Below are 23,480 nucleotides of genomic sequence, written 5' to 3'. Positions count from 1 at the left end.
ACGGCTGGCAGGGAGACGGTCCGCCGCCTGTGGACACTTCTCGGGGCTCCGCCCCGAACCCTGCGCCTCGATCGCCGGACGGACCGGATGTTCCAGCGCGCCCAGGGGTCCCCACGCCCACGGGGCATAGGGGGAGATTGAGGACTGGGGGCTGGGAGGGCGAAGCCCCGGATCGGTCGGCCGGCAACGCTCGTCGGACGGCGGCCTTCTCCAGACGGCGCCCCTCGCCGGACGGCGGCCTACTTCAGACCGCGCCTTCTTCGCACGGCGGCCTTCTTCAGACCGCGGCCTTCTTCAGACGGCGGCGCTCACGTTCGGACAGGCCGCCCCAGATACCGAATCGCTCGTCGTTGGCAAGGGCGTACTCGAGGCACTCGGAGCGGACCTCACAGGCGAGGCAGACCTTCTTGGCCTCGCGGGTCGAACCGCCCTTCTCGGGGAAGAAGGACTCGGGGTCGGTCTGGGCGCACAACGCGCGCTCCTGCCAGCCGAGTTCCTCGTCCGCGTCCTCGACCAGCAGTTGCTGAAACAGCTCGGTCATGTGCGCCCCTCGTCCGTCTTTGCGTCCCCGTGATGTGGCCGTGAGCCGTACCGATTTCGGCCGAACGACACGAGTGAAATTACAAGTGTGTGGATCCGGGCCAGTCAAGCCGAGATCTGCTATTGAGCCCCGTATTCACTCTGCAGAACCAAACGTATGCGGAAAGTGTGCAAATCACCAAAAACCAAGACACTGACCACTGACCTGTCCGCACCCCCTCCGACCCTCGGTCCGGCACCGGCATCAACCGGTCCTCACGAAGGAGGACGTCGCGCGGTTCGATCTTGTTGCGATCCAGCCACACAAGCGATCCGGATCACAGTCTGATCACGAGAACACAACGGCGTTTAAGAGCGCGGTTGCTGCGCCATGTCTCCGGTCCCATCACTGCACAAACCTTTCTCCGACCGGAGTAACCGGATGAGGTGAAACATTGCCACCAAATCGGGCATTGAGTTGACATCTGGGACCGCGTTGGTCACCTTTGGATGCATGCCAGCGACCACAGCGCCCTCCGCGGCCCACGCGACCCGTGGGTTCCGCAGCGCTGTCCAGACTCGCTGTTGCTGTTGCTGTTCCAGCTGTTGATGCCGTAGCGCTCCAGCTCTCCCCACTCCGCCCCGGGCGGAGACTCGCGACACCCCAGCACTGACCCTCCCGTTTCTGCCGAGGAACCACCGCACCCATGAACAGCGACAGCGACCTCCAGATCGCCGGCGACATCCTCGAGGTTCAGCACCTCCTCCAGCCCGCCCGCGAGCACCCGGCGACCGTGGCCGAGTTCGCCGGCCTCGCCCGCTCCATCGCCGCCGACCCCGCCCAGTGGGCCCACCTCGTCCAGTACGACGCCACCACCCGCTGGTACCACCGGCTGCGCACCGGCCCCGGCTACGAGGTCTGGCTGCTCTCCTGGGTCCCCGGCCAGGGCAGCGGACTCCACGACCACGGCCGCTCGTCCGGTGTGCTGACCGTCCTCGAGGGCGAGTTGACGGAGCGGACGGCCACCGCCTCCCGTTCCCTGGCCGTCGGCGCCCAGCGCGTCTTCGCACCCGGATATGTGCACGAGGTGGTCAACGACTCGCTCGAACCGGCCGTCAGTCTGCACATCTACTTCCCGGGCCTGACCGAGATGCCGATGCACACGGCCCACTGCTCCCCGGCCCGACAGGATGCCGTCGCCGCCTGACGCCCCCTTCCGTCGCCCCACCCACCACCCCTCATGGGAACAGCCTTCGGCTGACAGGCCCGCCCGTCGCCCGACCACCACCCCTCAACCGAACAGCCTTCGGCTGACAGACTGTCTTCATGCGCATTGTGGTTCTGGCCGGTGGTATCGGCGGTGCTCGTTTCCTGCGTGGCCTCAAGGCGGCCGCCCCCGAAGCCGACATCACGGTCATCGGCAACACCGGTGACGACATCCATCTGTTCGGGCTGAAGGTGTGTCCCGATCTCGACACGGTGATGTACACGCTCGGCGGCGGCATCAACGAGGAGCAGGGCTGGGGACGTACGGACGAGACCTTCCAGGTCAAGAGCGAGCTCGCGGAGTACGGCGTGGGCCCCGAGTGGTTCGGGCTGGGCGACCGTGACTTCGCCACGCACATCGTCCGTACGCAGATGCTGAGCGCGGGCTATCCGCTGAGCGCCGTCACCGAGGCGCTGTGCGCACGGTGGCAGCCCGGGGTGCGGCTGCTGCCGATGTCCGACGACCGCGTCGAGACGCATGTCGCCATCGACGTCGAGGGCGAGCGCAAGGCCATCCACTTCCAGGAGTACTGGGTCCGGCTGCGGGCCTCCGTCGACGCCCAGGCCGTCGTGCCCGTGGGCGCCGAGCAGGCCAAGCCCGCGCCGGGCGTCCTGGAGGCGATCGGCGCGGCCGACGTCATCGTCTTCCCGCCGTCCAACCCGGTGGTGAGCGTGGGGACGATCCTCGCGGTGCCGGGCATCCGGGAGGCGATCGCCGAGGCGGGCGTCCCCGTCGTCGGCCTCTCCCCCATCGTCGGGAACGCTCCGGTGCGCGGCATGGCCGACAAGGTGCTGGCGGCGGTCGGGGTCGAGTCGACGGCAGCGGCGGTGGCGAAGCACTACGGCTCGGGGCTGCTGGACGGCTGGCTCGTGGACACCGTGGACGCGGGGGCCGTGGCGGACGTCGAGGAGGCGGGGATCCGCTGCAAGGCCGTGCCGCTGATGATGACCGGCGTGGAGGCTGCGGCGGCGATGGCGCGTGAGGCGCTGGCGCTCGCCGAGGAGGTGCGGGCATGACGCATCCGTCCTACCGCGTCTGGGCGTTGCCCGGGCTGCCCGAGGTCCGGCCGGGCGACGACATCGCGAAGCTGATCGCGGCCACCGAACCGGGCCTGGTGGACGGCGACGTCCTGCTCGTCACGTCGAAGATCGTCTCCAAGGCCGAGGGCCGGATCATCGCCGCGGACTCGCGGGAGGAGGCCATCGACGCCGAGACGGTGCGGGTGGTGGCCCGGCGCGGCACCCTCCGTATCGTCGAGAACCGGCAGGGCCTGATCATGGCCGCGGCCGGGGTCGACGCCTCCAACACCGCCGCTGGGACCGTGCTGTTGCTGCCCGAGGACCCGGACGCGTCGGCGGCCCGTATCCGTGAGGGGCTGCGGGACACCCTCGGTGTCGAGGTCGGTGTGGTGGTGACGGACACCTTCGGGCGGCCCTGGCGCACCGGGCTCACCGATGTCGCGATCGGAGCGGCGGGGGTCCAGGTCCTGGACGATCTGCGGGGTGGCGTCGACGCGCACGGGAATCCGCTGAGCGCGACCGTCGTCGCCACGGCGGACGAGCTGGCAGCGGCGGGCGACCTGGTCAAGGGCAAGGCGGCCGGGCTGCCGGTGGCCGTGGTCCGAGGCCTCCCCCATGTCGTCGCCGAGACGACGGACGGCGCGGCGGCGCTGGTGCGGGGCGCCGAGGACGACATGTTCCGCCTCGGCACGTCGGAGGCGGTACGGGAAGCGGTGGCGCTGCGGCGGACGGTGCGGGAGTTCACGGACGATCCGGTGGACCCGGGCGCGGTCCGGCGCGCGGTCGCCGCGGCCGTGACGGCGCCCGCTCCGCACCACACGACGCCGTGGCGCTTCGTGCTGCTCGAATCGGAGGCTTCGCGGCTGCGGCTGCTGGACGCGATGCGGGAGGCCTGGATCGCGGATCTGCGGCGCGACGGCAAGTCGGAGCAGTCCATCGCCAAGCGGATCAAGCGCGGGGACGTACTGCGGAACGCGCCGTATCTGGTGGTGCCGTGCCTGGTGATGGACGGCTCGCACCACTACGGCGACGAGCGCAGGGACGCCGCGGAGCGCGAGATGTTCGTCGTCGCGGCGGGCGCGGGTGTCCAGAACTTCCTGGTGGCGCTGGCGGGCGAGCGGCTCGGGTCGGCGTGGGTGTCCTCGACGATGTTCTGCCGCGAAGTCGTGCGCGAGGTTCTCGGGCTGCCGGAGTCGTGGGATCCGATGGGGGCGGTGGCCGTGGGACGGCCGGCGGCGGCAGCGAAGCCGCGACCGGAGCGGGAGGCGTCGGCGTTCATCGAGGTGCGCTGAACGGACGCGACACCCTGGCCCGGCTCTGGGCCCGGCTCACGCCCTGAGCGCTCCTGTTCTGAGCGCTTGTGGTCAGAGAGCTCGTGATCAGAGGGCTCGTGATCAGAGAGCTCCTGGGTCAGAGCGCTCATGGTCAGAGTGCGGCGATGTCGTGCCGCGGCATCTTCGGCTTGCGACGCGCCGGCACCCGCCCGCTCAGCAGGATCAACCGCGCCGCGCGGTGGCGCTGGCCCGCGTAGGGCTGCAGGAGTTCGAGCATGGCGGCGTCGTCGGCGTCCCGGTCGCCTGCGAGGGCGTAGCCGACGATGCCGGGGAGGTGGAGGTCGCCGACCGTGACGGCGTCGGGGGCGCCGTTGCTGCGCTGGATCGTCTCGGCGGAGGTCCAGGGGCCGATGCCGGGGATCAGCTCCAGGCGCGCCATGGCCGCTTCGGGCTCCATCGCCGCGGCCTCCTCCATACGGCGGGCGACGCGGACCACGCGCAGGATCGTGGCAGCTCGTTTGTCGTCGACGCCCGCGCGGTGCCACTCCCAGGAGGGGATGAGTGACCAGGTGCGAGGGTCGGGCATGACGTGGAGACGACCGCCCGGACCCGGTGCGGGCTCGCCGTATTTCCGTACGAGGAGGCGCCAGGCGCGGTAGGCCTCGTCGGTGGTGACCTTTTGTTCCAGGATCGACGGGATCAGGGACTCCATGACCAGTCCCGTACGGGTCAGGCGCAGGCCGGGACGGCGGCGGTGGGTGGCCGCGACGAGGCGGTGGCGCGGCTCGAAGGCGTCCGGATCGTCGGACTCGCCGAGCATGGCGGGCAGTTGCTCCATCAGCCACTCGGCGCCGGGGCCCCAGGCTTCGGTGTGGACGGCCCCGTCCCGTGCCGCGACGCGGAGGGTGCCCGGTCCGTCGGGGGTGCGGGTGGCACGCCACACCGAGCCGTCCGGTGTCGTACGGAACGTCGGATCGGCCGGCCCGCGCCGCAGCGGCCCCAGCACGAGCCCCAGGTCGAGCGGGCCCGGCGGTACGTAGCGCCGCTCCCTGCCCCCGAGCGCGGAGGCCGAGGCCCTGGGCGCGGGTACGGGAACCTCGCCGCCGCGCACGGTGGTGCGGGTGACGGCGGGGCGTGGGTCGAAGCGTCCTGCCACGGGAGGGGTCCTCGGTGTCGGGGGTCCTCGGCTCGGGGTCCTCGGTGGGAGCCCCCGGGAGGGTTCCGGGAGTCCCTTGGGAGTGCAGTCCCTTCGGGAGGCCCCTGGGGAGTGCAGTCTCTTAGAGAGTAGGGCTCCGGGTCCGGCCCGGGGGCGGACGCCCCCGGGCACACGGCCCTACTGGTCCGAGGAGAAGCGGATCGCCCCCGCCGGGAGCGTCGCGTCGCACCACACCCGGACCCCGTCCTTGAGCTCGTTGTCGGGGCCGACGACCGCGCCGTCGCCGATGACCGCGCCCGTGAGGACCGTGCGGGCACCCACGTGGGCGCCCGCGCCGACCAGGGAGTCGGTGACGACGGCTCCGGCCTCGACGGTCGCGCCGTCCAGGATCGTGCTGCCGGTGATGCGGGCGCCCTCGCCGATGACCGCGCCGGCGCCGATCACCGTGCCGCCGGTGAGCTTGGCGTCCGGGGCGACCGTCGCGGTCGGCAGGATCAGGCGGTCGCCGCAGCGGCCGGGCACGGCCGGGGAGGGCGCGCGGCCCAGGACCAGGTCGGCGGAGCCGCGGACGAAGGCCTGCGGGGTGCCGAGGTCCAGCCAGTAGGTCGAGTCGACCATGCCCTGGAGGTGGGCCCCGGAGGCCAGCAGATCGGGGAAGGTCTCCCGTTCGACCGAGACCGGGCGGCCCGCCGGAATGCCGTCGATCACCGAGCGGCGGAAGACGTACGCCCCCGCGTTGATCTGGTCGGTGACGATCTCTTCCGGGGTCTGCGGCTTCTCCAGGAAGGCCGTGACCCGGCCCGTCCCGTCGGTGGGCACCAGGCCGAACGCCCGGGGGTCCGCCACCCGGGTCAGGTGCAGGGAGACGTCCGCCCCGGACGCCGTGTGCGTCTCGACCAGGCCACCGATGTCCAGGCCCGTCAGAATGTCACCGTTGAAGATCAGTACCGGATCCTCCGGCCCCGACCGCAGCCGTGACGCGACGTTCCGGATCGCCCCGCCCGTGCCGAGCGGCTCCTCCTCGGTGACGTACTCCAGGTGCAGGCCCATCGAGGAGCCGTCGCCGAAGTACGGCTCGAAGACCTCCGCGAGGTACGACGTCGCGAGCACGATGTGCTCGACGCCCGCGGCGCGTGCCCGCGCCAGCTGGTGCGTGAGGAACGGCACGCCTGCCGCGGGGACCATCGGCTTGGGCGTGTTCATGGTGAGCGGGCGCAACCGCGTGCCCTTGCCGCCGACCAGGAGGATCGCTTCTGGGGCCTGAGTCAATGCCTTCTCTGCTTCCTGCTGGGGCCGGGCGATTCGTGCGTATGACCGGCCAGTGTATTCAGCCTGTTCGTACGTACGTATGCGGTACGGGCCTTCACCGGCCCGTCCGCGACCCGTCAGCGGCCCTGGAGTCTGGCCGCGACGGTACGGGCCGTGCCGAGCTGGCCGTAGAGGCGGCCTCCCGGGCAGTCGGTTGCGAATCCGTCCCGGTGCCCCGAGATGACGTTGAGTCTGGCCTGCGTGCCTTTCGCGAACTTGTTGCCGCCCCCGGACGTCAGATACGTCTTCGACTTCGGGTTCACCCCGTACAGACCGAGCTTCCAGGCGGTGAGCTTGGCGACCGCCTCCACCGCGGCCGGCGGCGGGGTGGTCGAACTGTACGTTCCGAGGACCGCGATGCCCATGCTGTTCGTGTTGAAACCGCGTGTGTGTGCGCCGAGCACCGCCTTGGCCACGCCTCCTGCCCGCCCTTCGTAGATGTTTCCGCACTTGTCGACGGCGAAGTTGTAGCCGATGTCCCGCCAGCCACTGCTCTCGACGTGGTAGCGGTAGATACTGCGCAGGACGGAGGGCGACTGCTCGCAGGTGAATCCGTTGCCCGTCGCACTGTGGTGGACGAAGGCCGCCTTGACCGCGTTGGTGTACACGAACTGCTTCTCACGCAGCGACTCGTCGGCGCCCCAGCCCTTGCGGGTGATGATGCCCGGCCGCGGGCCGATGTACGGCTTCGCAACGCCGTACAGCTTGGCCACCGCGTTCGTCTCCGCCTTGGACAGGGCGGGGATCACGTCGGCTCCGAGCGGCGCGAGATCCGCGTTGACCGCCGAGGCGGCCGCGGACTCGGCCGTCAGGTCGGCGGCCTGCGCTTCGGCCTGCGCCTCGGTCTCCGGACCGCCCGCAGCCGGCTCGTCCTCCGCCGCTCCCTCGCCCTCGCCCTCGCCTCCCCCCGGCCAGGGGTTCGCCGACGCCGCGGGCCGCGGCTCGGGCTCCTCGGACAGCGGCGGCACCTCGGCCTCCGCGACCCGGCCCGGGTCGACGAGCTGGAGCCGCAGGCCGCGCGGGAGGGGCTCCGTGGGGCCGCGCCGCGGCCCGGCCGTCGTCCCGGCGCTCGTCTCGGCCGTGGTCCCGGACTGTACGCGGACCTCGACGCCGTCCGATTCGCCGACCCACAGGGGCGCGGTCGAGCCGCGTACATGTCCCGCGACACGCTCCGGTGAGCCGGGGTCAGGGGCGTGTTCCTCGTCGTGGGTCTCCACGTGCTGCCACGCGGACCACGTGCTGGAGCCCGCGGCGCGGGTGCGGACCTGGACCGTGCCGTGGAGTTCGGTCTCCACGTCGTCCCAGACGACCCCGACGAGCGAGAACGGACGGACCTCGCGTCGCTCCAGCCCCTGGACGACGGCGCCGCCGGCCGCCCGCTGGTGGCCGGGGAGCGGCTCGAGCGGCAAGGACTGGGTGGAACCCGGCAGATCCGGCACCGGCGGCGCGGCGGTGGCCGGCAGCGCGAGTGCGGGAAGGGCGAGGACGGCTGTGCACGCGACGCCGATCGCGGATACATGGAAGGCACGCATGCCAATGATCATTGGACGGGCGGACGCATTCCGCCTTCCGGGAATCTGACGGCCCGTCGGCCCGACCGGGGGACGCCGTCACCGGTACGGCGGCGCCCGCGGCACCTCGGCGGCGTACTCTTGCGCGGGTGAACGCCAGCGACCGCACCCCCGCCGACCTGCTGCGATCCGCCCTCGCCGAGGATCCGGCCCGCCCCCTGGTCACCTTCTACGACGACGCCACCGGTGAGCGCGTCGAATTGTCCGTCGCGACCTTCGCCAATTGGGTGGCCAAGACGGCGAATCTGCTCCAGGACGGGCTGTCCGCGGAGCCCGGCGACCGGCTGGCGCTGCTGCTGCCGGCGCACTGGCAGACCGCGGTGTGGCTGCTCGCCTGTCATTCGGTCGGGGTGGTCGCCGAGGTCGGCGGTGACCCCGCGGGCGCGGACCTCGTCGTCAGCGGCCCGGACACCCTGGAGGCGGCGCGGGCCTGTTCCGGGGAGCGGCTCGCCCTGGCGCTGCGGCCGCTGGGCGGCCGTTTCCGGCAGGTGCCCGAGGGCTTCGCCGACTACGCGGTGGAGGTGCCGAGCCAGGGTGACCGGTTCGCGCCTTATGTCCCGGTGGACCCGGGTGCGCCCGCCCTCACGGTCGCAGGCATGGAGCTGACGGGCGAGGCCCTCGTCGAGCGCGCCCGCGCGGACGCGGCGTCGCTGGGCCTGGGGGACACCGGGTCGCGGCTGCTGTCGGGGCGCCCGTACGACACCTGGGAGGGGCTGTCGGCCGGGCTGTACGCGCCGCTCGCCTCGGGCGGGTCGGTGGTGCTCTGCCGCAACCTCGGCCAACTCTCCCCGGAGGGGCTGGAGAAGCGGACCGGGAGCGAGCGGGTCACGCACCGGGCGATGTGATCGCCCCCGGGCGGGCAGCGCGGTACGACAAGCGCTCCGACGTCCACTCTTCCGGCTCACCGGCTGCCGAGCCCTCGGGCCTGATCGCCGGCTCCGGGACATCATCGGCGTACGCGCGGGCAACGAGCCCGACAAACCTACTGGGCCCGACGAGCCGCGAGGATGAACGCAGACGTGACCGACAGCGCCGACACGCCCGCCGAACCGGACGACCCGGCGGAGGATGCCGCCGGGTCTCCGGACGCGGCGGGCGACGGCGCCGTCGGCCGCAGGCGCCGCTGGCCGCGTTGGGCCGCGTTCGGCCTGTCGTTCCTCATCCTCGTCATCGCCGGTGTCAGCTGGTGGCTGTACCGGCTGCTCGACAGCAACATCGGGACGGACCTGACCGCCGCCGAGGAGCTGGAGCGGTACGAGAGGGAGCGCCCGCTGCACACGGTGAGCGGGGTGCGGAACATTCTGCTCATCGGCTCGGACACCCGTGCGGGCTCAGTCAACCGCACATACGGCCACACCGAGGGCCAGCGCTCCGACACGACGATCCTGGTGCATCTCGCCGCCGACCGGCGCAGTGCGACCGCGGTCTCCGTCCCACGCGATCTGATGGTCGACATCCCCGGCTGCCGCACCGCCGGGGGCACCCGCAGCCGGCCGCAGTTCGCCCAGTTCAACTCCGCCTTCGCGATCGGTGGCGCGGCCTGCTCGATCCGTACCGTCGAGCGGCTCACCGGTATCCGCGTCGACCACCACATGGTGATCGACTTCCATGGCTTCAAGGACATGGTGGACGCGGTGGACGGGGTGCAGGTCTGCCTCGACGAGCCGATCAACGACCCCGATGCCCATCTCAGGCTAAAAGCGGGCAAACAGACCCTCAATGGTGAACAGGCCCTCGGTTTCGTGCGCGCCCGCAAGTCCCTCGGCGACGGCAGCGACACCGAACGCATGGACCGGCAGCAGAGGTTCCTCGGCGCGCTCTTCAACAAGGTGCAGAGCAACGGCGTCCTGCTGAACCCGGCCAAGCTCTACCCCGTACTGGACGCGGCGACCAAGGCGATCACCGCCGACCCCGGCATGGACTCGCTGAGGGACCTGTACTACCTCGCCCGCTCACTGCGGGACGTACCGTCGGAGCGCGTGCAGTTCCTCACGGTGCCGCGCCGGGCGTACACGTACGACCCGAACCGCGACGAACTCGTCGAGCCGGCCGCGAGCAAGCTCTTCAAGCGGCTGCGCGAGGACGCTCCCGTGAGAGTGGTGCCGCAGGACACGACCCCGAGTGATGCTCCGGCGACGGAAAGCGACGGCGGCACGGGCTCCGAGAACCCCTCGGCGACGCCGACGTTCCCCGGCACGAACGCCGCTTCCGGCATGTGCGGGTAAAGCCATCGCCAAGGACTTGTCGGCAGTCCATGAAGATTGGGCGGATTGCCCAGTTGTAAGGAGCGTGGAATTTGTCACGGACGTCGCTCGGCGCTGAACTGGGCGGATAGTGTGTCGCGACCCGGTACATCCGACCGCCAGGTCGCACACAACCGGATCGACGAACCAAGCGTCTCCCGGGGGGAGGGACGCCTCGCGTGGCACCGACGGAGGACTCAAGCAACCGTGGATGCGCAGAGCCGTGGGCAGGCGGACGAAATCGACCCCGCCGACCAGTGGGTACTGAACCCGCAGACGGGCAATTACGAACTGCGACTGGACCGTTCCACACGGCAGTCGACGGCCTCCCGCTCCACCGGCGCCTCCCCCTCCAGAACGGCCGGCCGCCGCGGCACCAGCGGCACCGCGGCGCAGCAGACGGATGTCCCGGGACAGCGCACACGCCGCTCGACGCGCAACGCGGGCGCGGCAGGCGGAGCGGGCGGCGGCAACACGCCCCCCACCGGTCCTGGCCGTCGTAAGCGCAAGCCGCCGAAGGCGCGCAAGAAGAAGGCGTTGCTGTGGACCGGCGGCGCCATGGCTGTCGTCCTCATCGCCGTCGCCGGCGGCGCCTACTACGTGTACGAGCGGCTCAACGGCAACCTCAACACGGTGGACGTCGGTGATGCGGGCGCCAAGGGCATCACCAAGGACGGGCCGGTCAACATCCTGCTCCTGGGCACCGACAAGCGCACCGGAGCGGGCAACGAGGGCTACGGCGACCGGGACAACAGCACCGGCCACGCCGACACCACGTTCCTCTTCCATGTCTCCGAAGACCGCACCAACGCGACCGCGCTGAGCATCCCCCGGGACCTGATCACCGACATCCCGGACTGCCCCACGAAGCAGCCGGACGGCTCGACCAAAATAATCAAGGGTTCCCAGGGCGTCCGCTTCAACCAGAGCTTCGGGGTGGCAGGACGCGACCCGGGCTGCACGATGCGCACGATCAAGCAGATGACCGGCGTTCCGGTCGACCACTTCATGATGGCCGACTTCAACGCGGTGAAGACGCTCTCCACCGCCGTCGGTGGCGTCGAGATCTGCCTGGCCAAGCCCATCAAGGACAAGTCCTCCAAGCTGGATCTGCCGGCCGGACCGTCGAAGGTCCAGGGTGAGGACGCGCTCGCGTTCGTCCGTAACCGGCACGGCCTGGGCAACGAGAGCGACCTGGACCGGATCAAGCAGCAGCAGCAGTTCATCGCCTCGATGATCCGGCAGATGAAGGAAGACACCCTCGGCAATCCCAAGAAGATGTTCGCGCTCGCGGATGCGGCGACCAAGGCGCTCACGGTCGACAGCGCGATCGGGGACATCCCGAAGCTGACCTCCCTCGCCGAGGAACTCGGCAAGATCGACATCAAGCACATCAGCTTCACGACCGTGCCGGTGGTCGACAACACGGACGGCGCGACCGTCATCCTGGACAAGTTCAAGGCTCCGCAGATCTTCAGCCTGCTGCAGAACGACGTGTCCCTCACCGAGGTGAAGAAGAAGGAATCGGCCGCCAAGAGCAAGCAGGCCGCCCTGCTCAAGGGCCCGCGGGCCGCGGCCGCCGACGTACGTGTGGACGTCTACAACGGCAGCGACACCAACGGGGCCGCGCAGACGACCCTCAACTGGCTGCAGAACGAAAAGGGCGTGTTCAAGTCCTCGAACAAGAGCAACGCCCCGGAGAAGATCGCCAAGACGACCTTGGCGTACGCACCGAACCAGGCCGACCAGGCGCGCAAGCTCGCGGACCTGATGGGCCTGCCCGCCGCGGCACTCAAGCCCGGCACGAAGAACGCCGAGGGCACGGAGGCGATGGTCCTGACCCTCGGTGCCGACTTCAAGGGCGCAGGGGTGCCCATCGCCGCTCCGACGAAGCCGCCGGCGGACGTGGACAAGGTAGAAGCCGACAAGCAGGTGTGCGCCAAATGACCCCGGACCACCGGGTCATGAGGCGCGCCTGAAGCGACAGGGGGCCAGGGGTGGGAAACAGCAGCGTGCGTGGGGAGGGGACGCGGGAACGCGTCCGGCACGCCGGTGAACGGGGCTGGGACGACGGCCTCTACGAGGAGGAGCACGGCACGGCGGGCGCCGGTGGCGGCAGGACCGCGGAGGGCAGGCCGCCGGGCGGAGACACCGGACCCGCACGCCGCGGTGGCGCCCCGCACCAGCACGGCAAACGCGGCAAACGCCGGATACTGCGCTGGGTCGCCTCCGTGCTGTCGCTGCTGATACTCGGTACGGCCGCCGCCGGATACCTCTACTACCAGCACCTCAACAACAACATCCGCAAGGGTGCGCGCAGCGCCAGTGACAGCAAGGCACGGAGGACCGCGCCCAACGCCGCGGGACAGACACCGCTGAACATCCTGCTGATCGGTTCCGACAGCCGTAACTCGGCGGCGAACGTGGCGCTCGGCGGCTCCCGGGACAAGCAGGACGCCCCGCCCCTCGCCGATGTCCAGATGCTCCTGCATGTCTCGGCCGACCGCAAGAACGCCTCGGTCGTCTCGATCCCGCGCGACACCCGGGTCCAGATACCCGAGTGCGTGGACCCGAAGAGCCGGCAGAAGTACAAGGCGACCAGGACGCTGATCAACGAGAGCCTGGCGCGGGGCGGCCCCGGCTGCACCCTGGCCACCTGGCAGAACCTCACCGGGGTCTACATCGACCACTGGATGATGGTCGACTTCGCCGGTGTGGTCTCGATGGCCGACGCGGTCGGCGGGGCCGAAGTGTGCGTCGAGTACAACGTGCACGACAAGCCCACGGCCATGGTGAAGGGCGGCTCCGGGCTCAAGCTGAAGGCGGGCACGCAGAAGATCCAGGGTGAGACGGCCCTGCAGTGGCTGCGCACCCGGCACGCCTTCTACGACGACTTCGGCCGGTCCAAGGCCCAGCACATGTACATGAACTCGGTGATCCGCAATCTGAAGGCGCAGAACGCGTTCACCGACACCGGGCAGCTGATGGACCTCGCCGAGACCGCGACCAAGTCGCTTGAGGTCTCGGAGGAGATCGGCACCGTCAAGAAGCTGTTCGATCTGGGCATGCAGCTCAAGGACGTGCCGACGGACCGGATCACGATGCTCACCATGCCGCGCATTCCCGATCCGTACGACGAGAACCGGGTACTGCCGGCGCCCGGCAAGGCCGACGATCTGTGGCGCATGCTCCGCGACGACACCCCGCTGGACGGCAAGGGCCCCACCTCCAAGCCGAAGCCCGCCGCGACCAGCAAGGACCCGGTGGTGCCCGCCGGCGAGACCGGTGTCACCGTGCAGAACGGCACCTACACGCCGGAGCTGGGCTCGGTGAAGGGGCGGGCGGCCGAGATCATGGAGGTCCTCTCGGGGAAGGGGTACACGCGGGCGTCGGCGGACCGCACGAGCAACCCGCAGGCGAAGACGGTCGTCCGCTTCCCCAGCGCCGAGCTGGAGGGGGAGGCCCAGGCGGTCGCCAAGGCCCTGGGCATTCCGGTGAGTTCCGTGAAGAAGTCCACCGATGTCTCGGGCGTGACCGTGATCGTGGGGGCCGACTGGCGGAGCGGGGACACCTTCCCGAAGGCAGCCACGCCGACGGTGTCGAAGGACGACACCGAAGCGCTCAACGGGGCGGACAACGGCGCCTGCATGGACGTCTACAAGCCCTACCGCTGGTAGCTGATGCAAACGCCGCGGCCGGTCGGTCCCCCTGGGGGCCGACCGGCCGCGGCGTTTGCATCAGGCCGTAGGTTCGTCAGGCCGTAGGTTCGTCAGGCTGTCAGTCGTCAGGCCGTGGCTCGCCAGACTGTCAGTCGTCAGGCCGTCGGTGCCGTGACCGCCGGGCGGCGGCTCGCGATGACCTTGTTCGCCAGGGATCGCGGGCTGGTCAGGAAGCCGAAGCCCCACGACATGTGCATCGTGGCCAGCGCGACCGGGATCTGCAGCCGGGCCTTCAGCGGCAGCCCCTTGCCCGCCGGGACCGATCCGGCGGTGATCGCCGCGAGATAGCCGGCGGGGATCACGAAGCCGAGCGGGCTGACCGCGGCGCCCACCACCAGGCTCGCGGCGATCGCGCAGACGGCGGTCGGCGGAGCGAGATAGCGGAGGTTGATCGAACCGGAGTGGTAACGGGCGACGACATGGCGCCAGCGGCCGTAGTCCTTGTACTGCTTGGCGAGCGCCTTCACGGAGGGCCGCGGCCGGTACTGCACCTTCAGCTCCGGTGAGAACCAGATGAGTCCGCCGGCCTCGCGGATCCGGAAGTTCAGCTCCCAGTCCTGGGCCCGGATGAACTCCTCGTTGTACCCGCCCTGCTGCTCCAGCGCCGCACGGCGGAAGACACCCAGATACACGGTCTCGGCCGGGCCCGCCTCACCGCCGGTGTGGAACGCGGCGTTGCCGACACCGATCTTCGAGGTCATCGCGGCCGCGACCGCGTGCTCCCAGTCGTTCTCGCCCTCGGCGTGCATGATGCCGCCGACGTTCTGCGCACCGGTCTCCTCGAGGAGCCGGACGGCGGTCGCGATGTAGTTCGGCGACAGCATGCCGTGACCGTCGACCCGTACCACTATCGGGTGCCGGGATGCCTTGATCGCGGCGTTGAGCGCGGCCGGCGTACGCCCGGTGGGGTTCGGCACGGTGTGGACGCGGGGGTCTTCGCGCACGAGCTCGGCAGCGATCTCGTCGGTACGGTCCGTGGACGGGCCGAGCGCGATGACCACCTCCATCTCACCGTCGTACTCCTGCTCCAGGATGTGACGGACCGAGTCACGCAGATGCCGCTCCTCATTGAGGACCGGCATGATCACGGAAACGGCGGGGGTGGGGGCGGGCATGGCTTCCTCGGGGTCCGGGGGTCGTCCCGGGAGACGTCACTATCGCCCGCCACGTTACCGCGAACGGGGGACACCGGTGCGCGCCGCCCGGCCCGCTCCCGGTGCCGCAGATCGTATGGGCCTACGGTTCTCGGGATCACGGTCTGCCACCCCGCGGAGGTGCCCCTCGTGCCCACACCGCCCCGCTCGCCCCGTCCGCGACCGGCGGCGGCCCGTCCGCGACCGGAGGCGGCCCGACCGAGGCCGGAGGCGGCCCGGCCGAGGCCGACGGCAGCACGACCCGGACCGCAGGGCGCCCGGCCACGGCCGCCCGTCGGACGGCAGGCCGAGCGACACCGCTGGGGAATCCGGATGGCGACGTCGCTCTCGGTGCTGGTCCTGGGGGTGGGTGGTATCGGTCACACCCTGGTGACGGGGCTGGACAGCGGGATCGGGCGGGTCGACCCGTTCAAGGACATGAAGAACCGGCCGGAGGCCGGGAACGGGATGAACATCCTGCTCGTCGGCACGGACGGGCGGGACAGGATCACCAAGGAAGAACGCCGCAAGTACCGGCTCGGCGGCGCCCCCTGCCGCTGCACCGACACGATCATGCTGGTGCATATCTCCGCGGACCGGGAGCGCGCGAGCGTCGTGAGCCTGCCGCGGGACTCGTACACGGAGATCCCCGATCACACCGACGTGACCACCGGCAAGCACCACGGCAAGCACGCGCTGAAGCTCAACGCGGCGTACGCGGAGGGCGGGCCCGCGCTGACGGTGCGGACCGTCGAGCACATGACGAAGGTGAAGGTCGACCACTATCTGGAGGTCGACTTCACCAGCTTCATGAAGACCGTGGACGCGATCGGCGGGGTGGAGATCTGTACGGCCCGGCCGCTGAAGGACTCGTACACGGGACTCGACCTGGCCGCGGGCACGCACACGCTCGACGGCGGGAAGGCGTTGCAGTACGTACGCTCACGCCATATCGACGGGGCGGCGGACCTGGGCCGGATGCAGCGCCAGCAGCGCTTCATGGCGGCTCTGATCCACCGGGCCACCAGCAGCGGGGTGCTGCTGAATCCCGTGAAGTTCCGCGAGGTCGGCTCGGCGATGCTCAACGCGGTACGGGCGGACAAGGGGTTCGGTACGGACGAGATGCTCGCGCTCGGCAAGGCGATGCGGGGCTTCACCCCGGCGTCGTCGGAGTTCACGTCGGTCCCCGTCGGGGACGTCAGCTACCCGGTGAACGGCATCGGCTCGACGGTGAAGTGGGACCCGGTGAAGTCCCAGCGGCTCTTCCAGGCGCTGCGCGACGACAAGCCGCTGGCGCCGCGCCGCCCGGGGAAGCCGGGGGTGCAGCCGTCGAAGATCATCGACGTACCGCCGAAGCAGATCCGGGTCCAGGTCTACAACGGGACCCGGCTGGACGGCCTCGGCGCGCGTGTGGACGCCGCCCTGCGGGCGACCGGGTTCAACACGACCCGGGTGCCGCGCAACGACGACCGCCACGATGTGAAGCGCACGCTCGTCTCGTACGACCCGCGCTGGGACCGCTCGGCGAGGTCCCTTGCCGTGGCCCTGCCGGGCTGCGAACTCCGCGCGGTGCACGGCCAGGGCCCGACCCTCAAGGTGACGGCCGGCTCGGGCTTCACCAAGGTGATCCCGGTCCGCGCCGAGGCCCCCCGTCCCCAGGGCGCCTTCGAGGCCGTCACCGGCGACCAGGTGCTCTGCAACTGACCGACGGAGCGCGTCGGGCCCCCGGTCGCCAGGACGCCGGGAGCGGAGGACCGGGAGTCGGCGCCCGGAACGCAGGGCTGGGAGTCGGCGCCGGTGCCGGGCGCATTCCCAGCCCGCTGGGGGTGCCCCCAGGCGAAGCTCTGGAGGAGTGAGGACGGACACCCGGGGCCGGGGCCGGGGCCAGGGCCGGGGCCAGGGCCAGGGCCGGGGCCAGGGCCAGGGCCGGGGCCGGAAGGCCCCGGGAGCCCGAGGGCATCAGTCCTCGTAGCCCTCCGCCGCGCGCTTCTCGCGGAGCTCCTTGATCGCGCGGCGGCGGGCGAGCCGGTGGGTGCGCCGGATCTGCGCCTCCTGGTACCGGCGCTTGTCGCGTTCCGTCTCCGGGACCACCGGAGGCACCTGGCGCGGCTTGCCGTCCGCGTCGACGGCGGCGAAGACCAGATACGCGGAGCCGACCTGCGTCGCCGGCGTCGACTCGTTCCAGCGCTCGGCCAGCACGCGCACGCCGACCTCCATCGAGGACCGGCCGGTCCAGTTGACCTGTGCCTTCACATGGACCAGGTCCCCGACCCTGACCGGCTCCAGGAAGACCATCTCGTCCATGGAGGCGGTGACCGCGGGCCCGCCCGAGTGCCGGCCAGCGACGGCCCCTGCCGCGTCGTCCACCAGTTTCATGATCACGCCGCCGTGCACGGTCCCGAGGAGGTTGGTGTCAGTGCCGGTCATGATGTGGCTGAGGGTCGTACGCGAAGCCGAGGTGGGCTTACCCGGAATATTGCCCTCCGGGCGCTGGGCCTGATCTGTCATGCCCTCCACCCTATGCGCGGACCTGCGCACCGATGCATTGCATCAGGTTCGCAACAGCCCCGGTGCGATTTCTCACCCGCCCTGTCAGACGGGCGGACCGCACCTGCACACTGTTCCGCATGAATGATTGGCCCGATGGATACGGACGCGGCAGCCACGGTGCACCCGAGGGCGCTCGTGCGATGCGCCATGTGCAGCGACGACCCGTTCCGCAGCAGCAGTCGCAGGGGTACGACGACGGGTACGACGCCCCGTACGACAGCGGCTACAACACGGGCCAGGTCTACGGCTCGCCGCCCGGGGGCGGTGGTCGCGGTGGCTACGCCGCGCCTCCCGGGGACTACCGCCCGGCGCCCGACTGGCGCCGTCGCCTCAAGGTCGGGTCGGCCGTCGTGCTCGTCGCCGTGCTCGGTGTGTCCATAGGCACCTACTTCTGGGCCGACTCCAAGATGCGCCGCGAAGTCGACCTCTCCAAGGTCATCGACCGGCCGGAGGAGGGCGACTGCACGACGTACCTGATCGTCGGCTCCGACAGCCGTGAGGGCCTGACGGCCGAGGACAAGAAGAAGCTGCACACGGGTTCGGCCGACGGCAAGCGCACCGACTCGATGATGATTCTCGCGGCCTGCGGCAGCGGAAACACCATGATCTCGCTCCCCCGCGACTCGGACGTGGAGATACCGTCCTTCGTCGGCTCGGAGTCCGGCAAGACCTTCCCGGCCGAGGGCCGCCGGGTCAAGCTCAACGCGGCCTACGCGGAGGACGGTCCCGAGCTGCTGGTCCGTACCGTCGAGCACAACACCGGCCTGCGGATCGACCACTACGCGGAGATCGGCTTCGCCGGCTTCGCGAACATCGTGGACTCCCTCGGCGGTGTCGAGATGGACATCCCGAAGGCCTTCAAGGACAAGAAGTCCGGCGCCGACTTCCAGGCCGGCAAGCAGACCCTCAACGGCGAGCAGGCCCTGGCCTTCGTCCGCACCCGCTACGCCTTCGCGGGCAGCGACCTGGACCGTACGAAGAACCAGCAGAAGTTCCTCGCGGCCCTCGCCAACCAGGCCGCGACGCCCGGCACGATCCTCAACCCGTTCAAGCTCTACCCGACGCTCGGCTCCGGCCTGGACACCCTGGTCGTCGACAAGGACATGTCCCTGTTCGACCTCGGCGAGATGTTCTTCGCGATGAAGGGCATCAACGGCGGCGACGGCACCTCCCTGAACATGCCGATCTCGGGCAGCCGCGGCGGCAACCTGGTCTGGGACAAGGAGAAGGTCAGGCAGCTGGTGAACCAGATCAAGAACGACGAGAAGGTCACCGTCACCGGCAACTAGGGCAGGCCCCAGCACACCGGCGTCCGCCTCGCGCGCCCGTACCGGCCGCCCTACGCTGCCAGTACGGCGATCATGGAATGCGGTGAGCGCGATGGCGGACGTCAGCCGGTACTGGGCCTCGGGGAACTGGCGGGTGGCCGACGGCAGGGCCGATGAGTTCCTGGAACGCTGGACGGAATTCCTGACCTGGACCAGGGAGTCCGTCGACGGATTCCTCTGGGCACGGCTCATCCGCGACCGGCACGACCCCACGCACTTCGTCTCGTTCTCGTCGTGGCGCGACCTCGACTCCCTGAAGTCCTGGCGGAGCCACCCGGAGTTCGAAGGCCTCTTCGCCGCCTGCCGGGCCCTCTGCACGGACATGAACACCGGGAGCTTCGAGCTGGCCAGGGCGGTCTGAGACGGGCCAGAACGGTCCGTGAACGCGCAAGCCCCCGGCACGGGATGTGCCGGGGGGCTTGCTGATGCGTTACGGAAGGTTCCGGGCCATGACGATGCGCTGGACCTGGTTCGTACCCTCGTAGATCTGCGTGATCTTGGCGTCGCGCATCATGCGCTCGACCGGGTAGTCGCGCGTGTAGCCGTAGCCGCCGAGGAGCTGCACCGCGTCCGTGGTGATCTCCATGGCGACGTCCGAGGCGAAGCACTTGGCCGCGGCGCCGAAGAAGGTCAGGTCGCCGTCGAGGCGCTCGGACTTGGCGGCCGCGGAGTAGGTGAGCTGGCGGGCGGCCTCCAGCTTCATCGCCATGTCGGCGAGCATGAACTGGACACCCTGGAAGTCGGCGATCGGCTTGCCGAACTGCTTGCGCTCCTGGACGTAGCCCTTGGCGTAGTCGAGGGCGCCCTGCGCGATGCCGAGAGCCTGGGCCGCGATGGTGATGCGGGTGTGGTCCAGGGTCTTCATGGCGGTGGCGAAGCCGGTGCCCTCCTCGCCGATCATGCGGTCGGCGGGGATACGGACGTTGTCGAGGTAGACCTCGCGGGTCGGGGAGCCCTTGATGCCGAGCTTCTTCTCCGGGGCGCCGAAGGAGACACCCTCGTCGCCCTTCTCGACGACGAAGGCCGAGATGCCCTTGGAGCGCTTGGTCGGATCGGTGACGGCCATCACCGTGTAGTACTCGGAGACACCGGCGTTGGTGATCCAGCGCTTCACACCGTTGAGGACCCAGAAGTCGCCGTCGCGTACGGCCTTGGTCTTCATACCGGCGGCGTCGGAGCCCGCGTCCGGCTCGGAGAGGCAGTACGAGAACATCGCGTCGCCCTTGGCGAGCGGGCCCAGGTACTTCTTCTTCAGCTCCTCGGAGCCGGAGAGGATCACCGGCAGCGAACCCAGCTTGTTCACGGCAGGGATCAGGGAGGACGAGGCGCAGACGCGGGCGACCTCCTCGATGACGATCACGGTCGCGAGCGCGTCGGCGCCGGCGCCGCCGTACTCCTCCGGTACGTGCACGGCGTGCAGGTCGGAGGCGACCAGCGCGTCCAGGGCCTCCTGCGGGAAGCGGGCCTCTTCGTCGACGGCGGCCGCGAACGGCGCGATCTTCGCCTCGGCGAGCGAGCGGATCGTCTCGCGGAGCATGTCGTGCTCTTCGGACGGGCGGTACAGATCGAAATCGGCCGATCCTGCCAAGGTCTCTCACTCCCCAAGAACGCTAACTACCGTTAAGTAACTCAAATTTTAGAGGCCCTGCCCTGACCTGGCATACGTGAGCTTGCTGACAGCGGAAAAATGCCCTCGCCCCTGCCCGGTTATGCTCGGGCGCGCAGTCCCTCCGTCCCCCTCAGGAGCACCTACATGGCCCTCAAGATCACCGTGATCGGCACCGGGTATCTCGGCGCCACGCACGCAGCGGCCATGGCGGAGCTGGGCTTCGAGGTCCTCGGACTCGACGTCGTCCCGGAGAAGATCGAGATGCTGGCCTCCGGTCGGGTCCCGATGTACGAGCCGGGACTCGAGGAACTGCTCGCGAAGCATGTGGCCGGGATCGCGGGGTCGAGCGGGCGGCTGCGTTTCACGACGTCGTGGGACGAGCTCGAGGAATTCGGCGGTGATGTGCACTTCGTGTGCGTGAACACCCCGCAGAAGCACGGCGAGTACGCGTGTGACATGTCGTACGTCGATTCCGCATTCGACTCGCTCGCGCCGCGCGTGAAGGGCGGGGCGCTCGTCGTCGGCAAGTCGACCGTGCCGGTGGGGTCGGCCGACCGGCTGGCCGGGCTGCTCGCCGAGCGGGCACCGGAGGGTGTGGAGCTGGCGTGGAACCCGGAGTTCCTGCGCGAGGGCTTCGCCGTCCAGGACACGCTGCACCCGGACCGGATCGTGGCGGGTGTGGCGAGCGAGCGCGCGGAGAAGGTGCTGCGCGAGGTGTACGCGACGCCCGTCGGTGAGGGCTCGCCGTTCGTCGTGACGGACTTCCCGACGGCGGAGCTGGTGAAGACCTCCGCGAATTCGTTCCTGGCGACGAAGATCTCGTTCATCAACGCCATGGCGGAGGTGTGCGAGGCGGCCGGCGGCGATGTGGCGAAGCTCGCGGAGGCGATCGGCCACGACGAGCGGATCGGTGCGAAGTTCCTGCGGGCCGGTATCGGCTTCGGCGGCGGCTGTCTGCCGAAGGACATCCGGGCGTTCATGGCGCGCGCGGGTGAGCTGGGCGCGGACCAGGCGCTGACGTTCCTGCGCGAGGTCGACTCGATCAACATGCGGCGCCGCGGGCACATGGTGGAGCTGGCGCGTGAGGCCGTGGGCGGCGGTTCCTTCCTGGGTACGCGGGTCGCGGTGCTCGGTGCCACCTTCAAGCCGGACTCGGACGACGTCCGGGACTCGCCGGCGCTGAATGTCGCCGGGCAGATCCATCTCCAGGGCGGCCAGGTCACGGTGTACGACCCGAAGGGCATGGATAACGCGCGCCGCGTCTTCCCGACGCTCGGGTACGCGGAGAGCGCGCTGGAGGCGGTGCGCGGCGCGGACGTGGTACTGCACCTGACGGAGTGGCGCGAGTTCCGCGAGCTGGACCCGGCGGCGCTGGGTGCGGTGGCGGCCCGCCGGATCGTGCTGGACGGGCGGAACGCGCTGGACGGTACGAAGTGGCGCGAGGCGGGCTGGACGTACCGGGCGATGGGCCGGCCCCGCGCCTGACATCTCGTACGTGTCGGGTGACGTACGTGTCGTACGCACGTGCCGTACGTGTCGCACGTGCGTATCTGTCGCACGTGTCGCACGTGTCGCGCGTGCCGTACGTGCCGTACTTCCGCGATTGTCAGCAGGCGCAGAGACAGAACGGGTGGCCGGCCGGGTCGGCGTAGACCCGCCAGCTGCGTGAGCGGTTCTCCGTGTCGAGCGGCTTCGCGCCCAGGGCGAGCACCTGGGCCTCCGCCGCGTCCAGGTCCTCGACTGTCAGGTCGAGGTGGAACTGCTGTGAGGCGTCGGACGCGGGCCACTGCGGCGGTACGTGGCCGGGGGCGGCCTGGAAGGCCAGCGGCGTGCCCTCGTGTCCCTTGAGGTCGAACCAGTCGTCGCCGTCGGACTCCACTCGCGCGCCCAGGAGCTCGGCGTAGAAGGCGGCGAGTGCGCGCGGGTCGGCGCAGTCCAGGACGACGGTTCCCAATGTGGCGATGGCCATGGTTCTTCCTTTCGCATGACTGCGGAGTTACCAGTAGCTGCGGTTAACCGGTAACGAGTTACCTCATGGTGGCGTACGGCAGGTAACGTCGCAACCATGAATGACAGGGCGCCCGCACCTGGAGGGCTCGCGCTCATCGAGTCCTTGGTCAACACGCTGCGCGTCGACACCGGTGCCGACGCCCTCGACACGGAGGACGGCCGGGCCGTCTTCGGGCTCGCCGCGACGGACGTAGCCGCGGCGCGGGAGCTGCGGGAGGCGCTGCGGGCCGCGTGCCTCGCACACGCCGGGCACTCCGTTCCCGGCCGCCCGGTGGGCGCGCTGGACCGCGTCCTGGCGGGCGCGCCGCTGCTCGTCTCCGTGGACGATGCGGGCGCGGCGGCGCTGCGGCCCGCGGATCCGTCCGCTCTCGTGTCACGGGTCGCGGCGGCGATCGCGGCGGCGACGGTCGACGGGACGTGGCTGCGGCTGAAGGCGTGCGAGGCCGAGGACTGCCACTGGGCTTACTACGACCGGAGTCCGGCCGGTCGCAGCCGGTGGTGCACGATGTCGGTGTGCGGCGCCCGCGCGAAGATGCGGGCGTACCGGGCCCGGCGGGGCGGCCGGTAGCGCGCGGCGGTTCTGCGGTGCGGGGTGCGGGGTCCGGGCCGGGTAGTGCGCCGCGCCCGTCCGGGCGCCCGGTGTGTCCGTCCTCAAACGCCGGACAGGCTGAGAAAGCGCCCGGCACCCACACGCGCCGGACAGGCCGGGAAGGTGCCCGGCGTCCACACGCGCCGGACAGGCCGAGAAGGTGCCCGGCGTCCACACGCACCGG

At 70.4% G+C, this 23,480-nt stretch carries 20 protein-coding genes; 12 read left to right on the top strand and 8 right to left on the bottom strand.

Annotated features, from left to right (window positions below):
• Positions 1-277 precede the first annotated feature (277 nt).
• Positions 278-541, bottom strand: coding sequence for a WhiB family transcriptional regulator (locus ACZ6ZQ_RS30885; RefSeq protein WP_017945871.1), 264 nt, complete (start codon positions 539-541; stop codon positions 278-280).
• Positions 542-1,226: 685 nt separating this feature from the next.
• Between ACZ6ZQ_RS30885 and ACZ6ZQ_RS30880 the strand changes: the two genes are divergently transcribed.
• The 3 genes from ACZ6ZQ_RS30880 (at position 1,227) to ACZ6ZQ_RS30870 (ending at position 4,098) form a co-directional block, all read left to right on the top strand.
• Entirely contained in the window at positions 1,227-1,727 is a 501-nt protein-coding gene (locus ACZ6ZQ_RS30880) for a cysteine dioxygenase (protein WP_469771813.1), read from the top strand.
• Positions 1,728-1,846: 119 nt separating this feature from the next.
• Positions 1,847-2,803: a 2-phospho-L-lactate transferase gene (gene cofD / locus ACZ6ZQ_RS30875; RefSeq protein ID WP_469771812.1), complete on the top strand. Its 957-nt coding sequence runs from the start codon at positions 1,847-1,849 to the stop codon at positions 2,801-2,803.
• Complete coding sequence (locus tag ACZ6ZQ_RS30870) at positions 2,800-4,098, top strand: coenzyme F420-0:L-glutamate ligase (RefSeq protein ID WP_469771811.1); 1,299 nt, start codon at positions 2,800-2,802, stop codon at positions 4,096-4,098. The genes cofD and ACZ6ZQ_RS30870 overlap by 4 nt, the downstream gene beginning before the upstream one ends.
• 133 nt (positions 4,099-4,231) lie before the next feature.
• Here ACZ6ZQ_RS30870 and ACZ6ZQ_RS30865 read toward each other — a convergent pair whose 3' ends face one another.
• The 3 genes from ACZ6ZQ_RS30865 to ACZ6ZQ_RS30855 form a co-directional block, all read right to left on the bottom strand.
• Complete coding sequence (locus tag ACZ6ZQ_RS30865) at positions 4,232-5,236, bottom strand: DNA-3-methyladenine glycosylase family protein (RefSeq protein WP_469771810.1); 1,005 nt, start codon at positions 5,234-5,236, stop codon at positions 4,232-4,234.
• 177 nt (positions 5,237-5,413) lie between these two features.
• Entirely contained in the window at positions 5,414-6,505 is a 1,092-nt protein-coding gene (manB, locus tag ACZ6ZQ_RS30860) for a mannose-1-phosphate guanylyltransferase (protein WP_469771809.1), read from the bottom strand.
• Between the two features lie 116 nt (positions 6,506-6,621).
• Complete coding sequence (locus ACZ6ZQ_RS30855; RefSeq protein WP_469771808.1) at positions 6,622-8,076, bottom strand: peptidoglycan recognition protein family protein; 1,455 nt, start codon at positions 8,074-8,076, stop codon at positions 6,622-6,624.
• 128 nt (positions 8,077-8,204) lie between these two features.
• On the opposite strand from ACZ6ZQ_RS30855, the gene ACZ6ZQ_RS30850 reads away from it, so the two are divergent.
• The 4 genes from ACZ6ZQ_RS30850 to ACZ6ZQ_RS30835 all read left to right on the top strand — a co-directional run bounded on the left by ACZ6ZQ_RS30850 (position 8,205) and on the right by ACZ6ZQ_RS30835 (position 14,035).
• Positions 8,205-8,960, top strand: a complete 756-nt coding sequence (locus tag ACZ6ZQ_RS30850) for a TIGR03089 family protein (RefSeq protein WP_469771807.1) — start codon at positions 8,205-8,207, stop codon at positions 8,958-8,960.
• A gap of 162 nt (positions 8,961-9,122) precedes the next feature.
• Positions 9,123-10,340: an LCP family protein gene (locus ACZ6ZQ_RS30845; RefSeq protein WP_469771806.1), complete on the top strand. Its 1,218-nt coding sequence runs from the start codon at positions 9,123-9,125 to the stop codon at positions 10,338-10,340.
• Between the two features lie 225 nt (positions 10,341-10,565).
• Positions 10,566-12,305: an LCP family protein gene (locus tag ACZ6ZQ_RS30840; RefSeq protein WP_469771805.1), complete on the top strand. Its 1,740-nt coding sequence runs from the start codon at positions 10,566-10,568 to the stop codon at positions 12,303-12,305.
• 50 nt (positions 12,306-12,355) lie between these two features.
• A complete protein-coding gene (locus tag ACZ6ZQ_RS30835) occupies positions 12,356-14,035 on the top strand; it encodes an LCP family protein (protein ID WP_469771804.1) in 1,680 nt (559 codons plus the stop codon).
• Between the two features lie 137 nt (positions 14,036-14,172).
• Here ACZ6ZQ_RS30835 and ACZ6ZQ_RS30830 read toward each other — a convergent pair whose 3' ends face one another.
• Positions 14,173-15,192 carry a glycosyltransferase family 2 protein gene (locus ACZ6ZQ_RS30830; RefSeq protein WP_469771803.1) on the bottom strand — a complete coding sequence of 340 codons (1,020 nt, stop codon included), beginning with the start codon at positions 15,190-15,192 and terminating at the stop codon, positions 14,173-14,175.
• Positions 15,193-15,360: 168 nt separating this feature from the next.
• Here ACZ6ZQ_RS30830 and ACZ6ZQ_RS30825 point away from each other — a divergent pair, with 168 nt between their 5' ends.
• Positions 15,361-16,914 (top strand): LCP family protein, encoded by a 1,554-nt coding sequence (locus ACZ6ZQ_RS30825; RefSeq protein WP_469771802.1) that lies wholly within the window; start codon positions 15,361-15,363, stop codon positions 16,912-16,914.
• Between the two features lie 255 nt (positions 16,915-17,169).
• On the opposite strand, the gene ACZ6ZQ_RS30820 is transcribed toward ACZ6ZQ_RS30825, so the two are convergent.
• A complete protein-coding gene (locus ACZ6ZQ_RS30820) occupies positions 17,170-17,718 on the bottom strand; it encodes an acyl-CoA thioesterase (RefSeq protein WP_469771801.1) in 549 nt (182 codons plus the stop codon).
• A gap of 119 nt (positions 17,719-17,837) precedes the next feature.
• Here ACZ6ZQ_RS30820 and ACZ6ZQ_RS30815 point away from each other — a divergent pair, with 119 nt between their 5' ends.
• Both ACZ6ZQ_RS30815 and ACZ6ZQ_RS30810 read left to right on the top strand, forming a co-directional pair.
• Positions 17,838-19,049: an LCP family protein gene (locus ACZ6ZQ_RS30815; protein WP_469771800.1), complete on the top strand. Its 1,212-nt coding sequence runs from the start codon at positions 17,838-17,840 to the stop codon at positions 19,047-19,049.
• A gap of 91 nt (positions 19,050-19,140) precedes the next feature.
• Positions 19,141-19,449 (top strand): antibiotic biosynthesis monooxygenase family protein, encoded by a 309-nt coding sequence (locus ACZ6ZQ_RS30810; protein ID WP_469771828.1) that lies wholly within the window; start codon positions 19,141-19,143, stop codon positions 19,447-19,449.
• 69 nt (positions 19,450-19,518) lie between these two features.
• Here ACZ6ZQ_RS30810 and ACZ6ZQ_RS30805 read toward each other — a convergent pair whose 3' ends face one another.
• Positions 19,519-20,676, bottom strand: a complete 1,158-nt coding sequence (locus ACZ6ZQ_RS30805; protein WP_469771799.1) for an acyl-CoA dehydrogenase — start codon at positions 20,674-20,676, stop codon at positions 19,519-19,521.
• A 165-nt stretch (positions 20,677-20,841) separates the two neighbouring features.
• Here ACZ6ZQ_RS30805 and ACZ6ZQ_RS30800 point away from each other — a divergent pair, with 165 nt between their 5' ends.
• Positions 20,842-22,182 (top strand): UDP-glucose dehydrogenase family protein, encoded by a 1,341-nt coding sequence (locus tag ACZ6ZQ_RS30800; RefSeq protein ID WP_469771798.1) that lies wholly within the window; start codon positions 20,842-20,844, stop codon positions 22,180-22,182.
• Between the two features lie 121 nt (positions 22,183-22,303).
• Here ACZ6ZQ_RS30800 and ACZ6ZQ_RS30795 read toward each other — a convergent pair whose 3' ends face one another.
• Positions 22,304-22,666 carry a VOC family protein gene (locus ACZ6ZQ_RS30795; RefSeq protein WP_469771797.1) on the bottom strand — a complete coding sequence of 121 codons (363 nt, stop codon included), beginning with the start codon at positions 22,664-22,666 and terminating at the stop codon, positions 22,304-22,306.
• A gap of 96 nt (positions 22,667-22,762) precedes the next feature.
• Here ACZ6ZQ_RS30795 and ACZ6ZQ_RS30790 point away from each other — a divergent pair, with 96 nt between their 5' ends.
• Entirely contained in the window at positions 22,763-23,275 is a 513-nt protein-coding gene (locus ACZ6ZQ_RS30790) for a CGNR zinc finger domain-containing protein (RefSeq protein ID WP_469771796.1), read from the top strand.
• The last annotated feature ends 205 nt before the right edge of the window (positions 23,276-23,480 follow it).

The sequence above is a fragment of the Streptomyces sp. NPDC053673 genome (genome assembly GCF_055585225.1).
Note: the sequence above shows the minus strand (reverse complement) of the source record. Positions and strands in the feature narration are given on the sequence as shown.

Bases quoted from the DNA above. Each gene is read 5' to 3' on its own strand.
- ACZ6ZQ_RS30885 (WP_017945871.1), bottom strand. From the start codon at position 541: ATGACCGAGCTGTTTCAGCAACTGCTGGTCGAGGACGCGGACGAGGAA.
- ACZ6ZQ_RS30870 (WP_469771811.1), top strand. From the start codon at position 2,800: ATGACGCATCCGTCCTACCGCGTCTGGGCGTTGCCCGGGCTGCCCGAG.
- ACZ6ZQ_RS30800 (WP_469771798.1), top strand. From the start codon at position 20,842: ATGGCCCTCAAGATCACCGTGATCGGCACCGGGTATCTCGGCGCCACG.
- ACZ6ZQ_RS30795 (WP_469771797.1), bottom strand. From the start codon at position 22,666: ATGGCCATCGCCACATTGGGAACCGTCGTCCTGGACTGCGCCGACCCG.
- ACZ6ZQ_RS30810 (WP_469771828.1), top strand. From the start codon at position 19,141: ATGGCGGACGTCAGCCGGTACTGGGCCTCGGGGAACTGGCGGGTGGCC.
- ACZ6ZQ_RS30815 (WP_469771800.1), top strand. From the start codon at position 17,838: ATGAATGATTGGCCCGATGGATACGGACGCGGCAGCCACGGTGCACCC.
- ACZ6ZQ_RS30880 (WP_469771813.1), top strand. From the start codon at position 1,227: ATGAACAGCGACAGCGACCTCCAGATCGCCGGCGACATCCTCGAGGTT.
- cofD (WP_469771812.1), top strand. From the start codon at position 1,847: ATGCGCATTGTGGTTCTGGCCGGTGGTATCGGCGGTGCTCGTTTCCTG.
- ACZ6ZQ_RS30790 (WP_469771796.1), top strand. From the start codon at position 22,763: ATGAATGACAGGGCGCCCGCACCTGGAGGGCTCGCGCTCATCGAGTCC.
- ACZ6ZQ_RS30830 (WP_469771803.1), bottom strand. From the start codon at position 15,192: ATGCCCGCCCCCACCCCCGCCGTTTCCGTGATCATGCCGGTCCTCAAT.
- ACZ6ZQ_RS30855 (WP_469771808.1), bottom strand. From the start codon at position 8,076: ATGCGTGCCTTCCATGTATCCGCGATCGGCGTCGCGTGCACAGCCGTC.
- ACZ6ZQ_RS30820 (WP_469771801.1), bottom strand. From the start codon at position 17,718: ATGACAGATCAGGCCCAGCGCCCGGAGGGCAATATTCCGGGTAAGCCC.
- ACZ6ZQ_RS30845 (WP_469771806.1), top strand. From the start codon at position 9,123: ATGAACGCAGACGTGACCGACAGCGCCGACACGCCCGCCGAACCGGAC.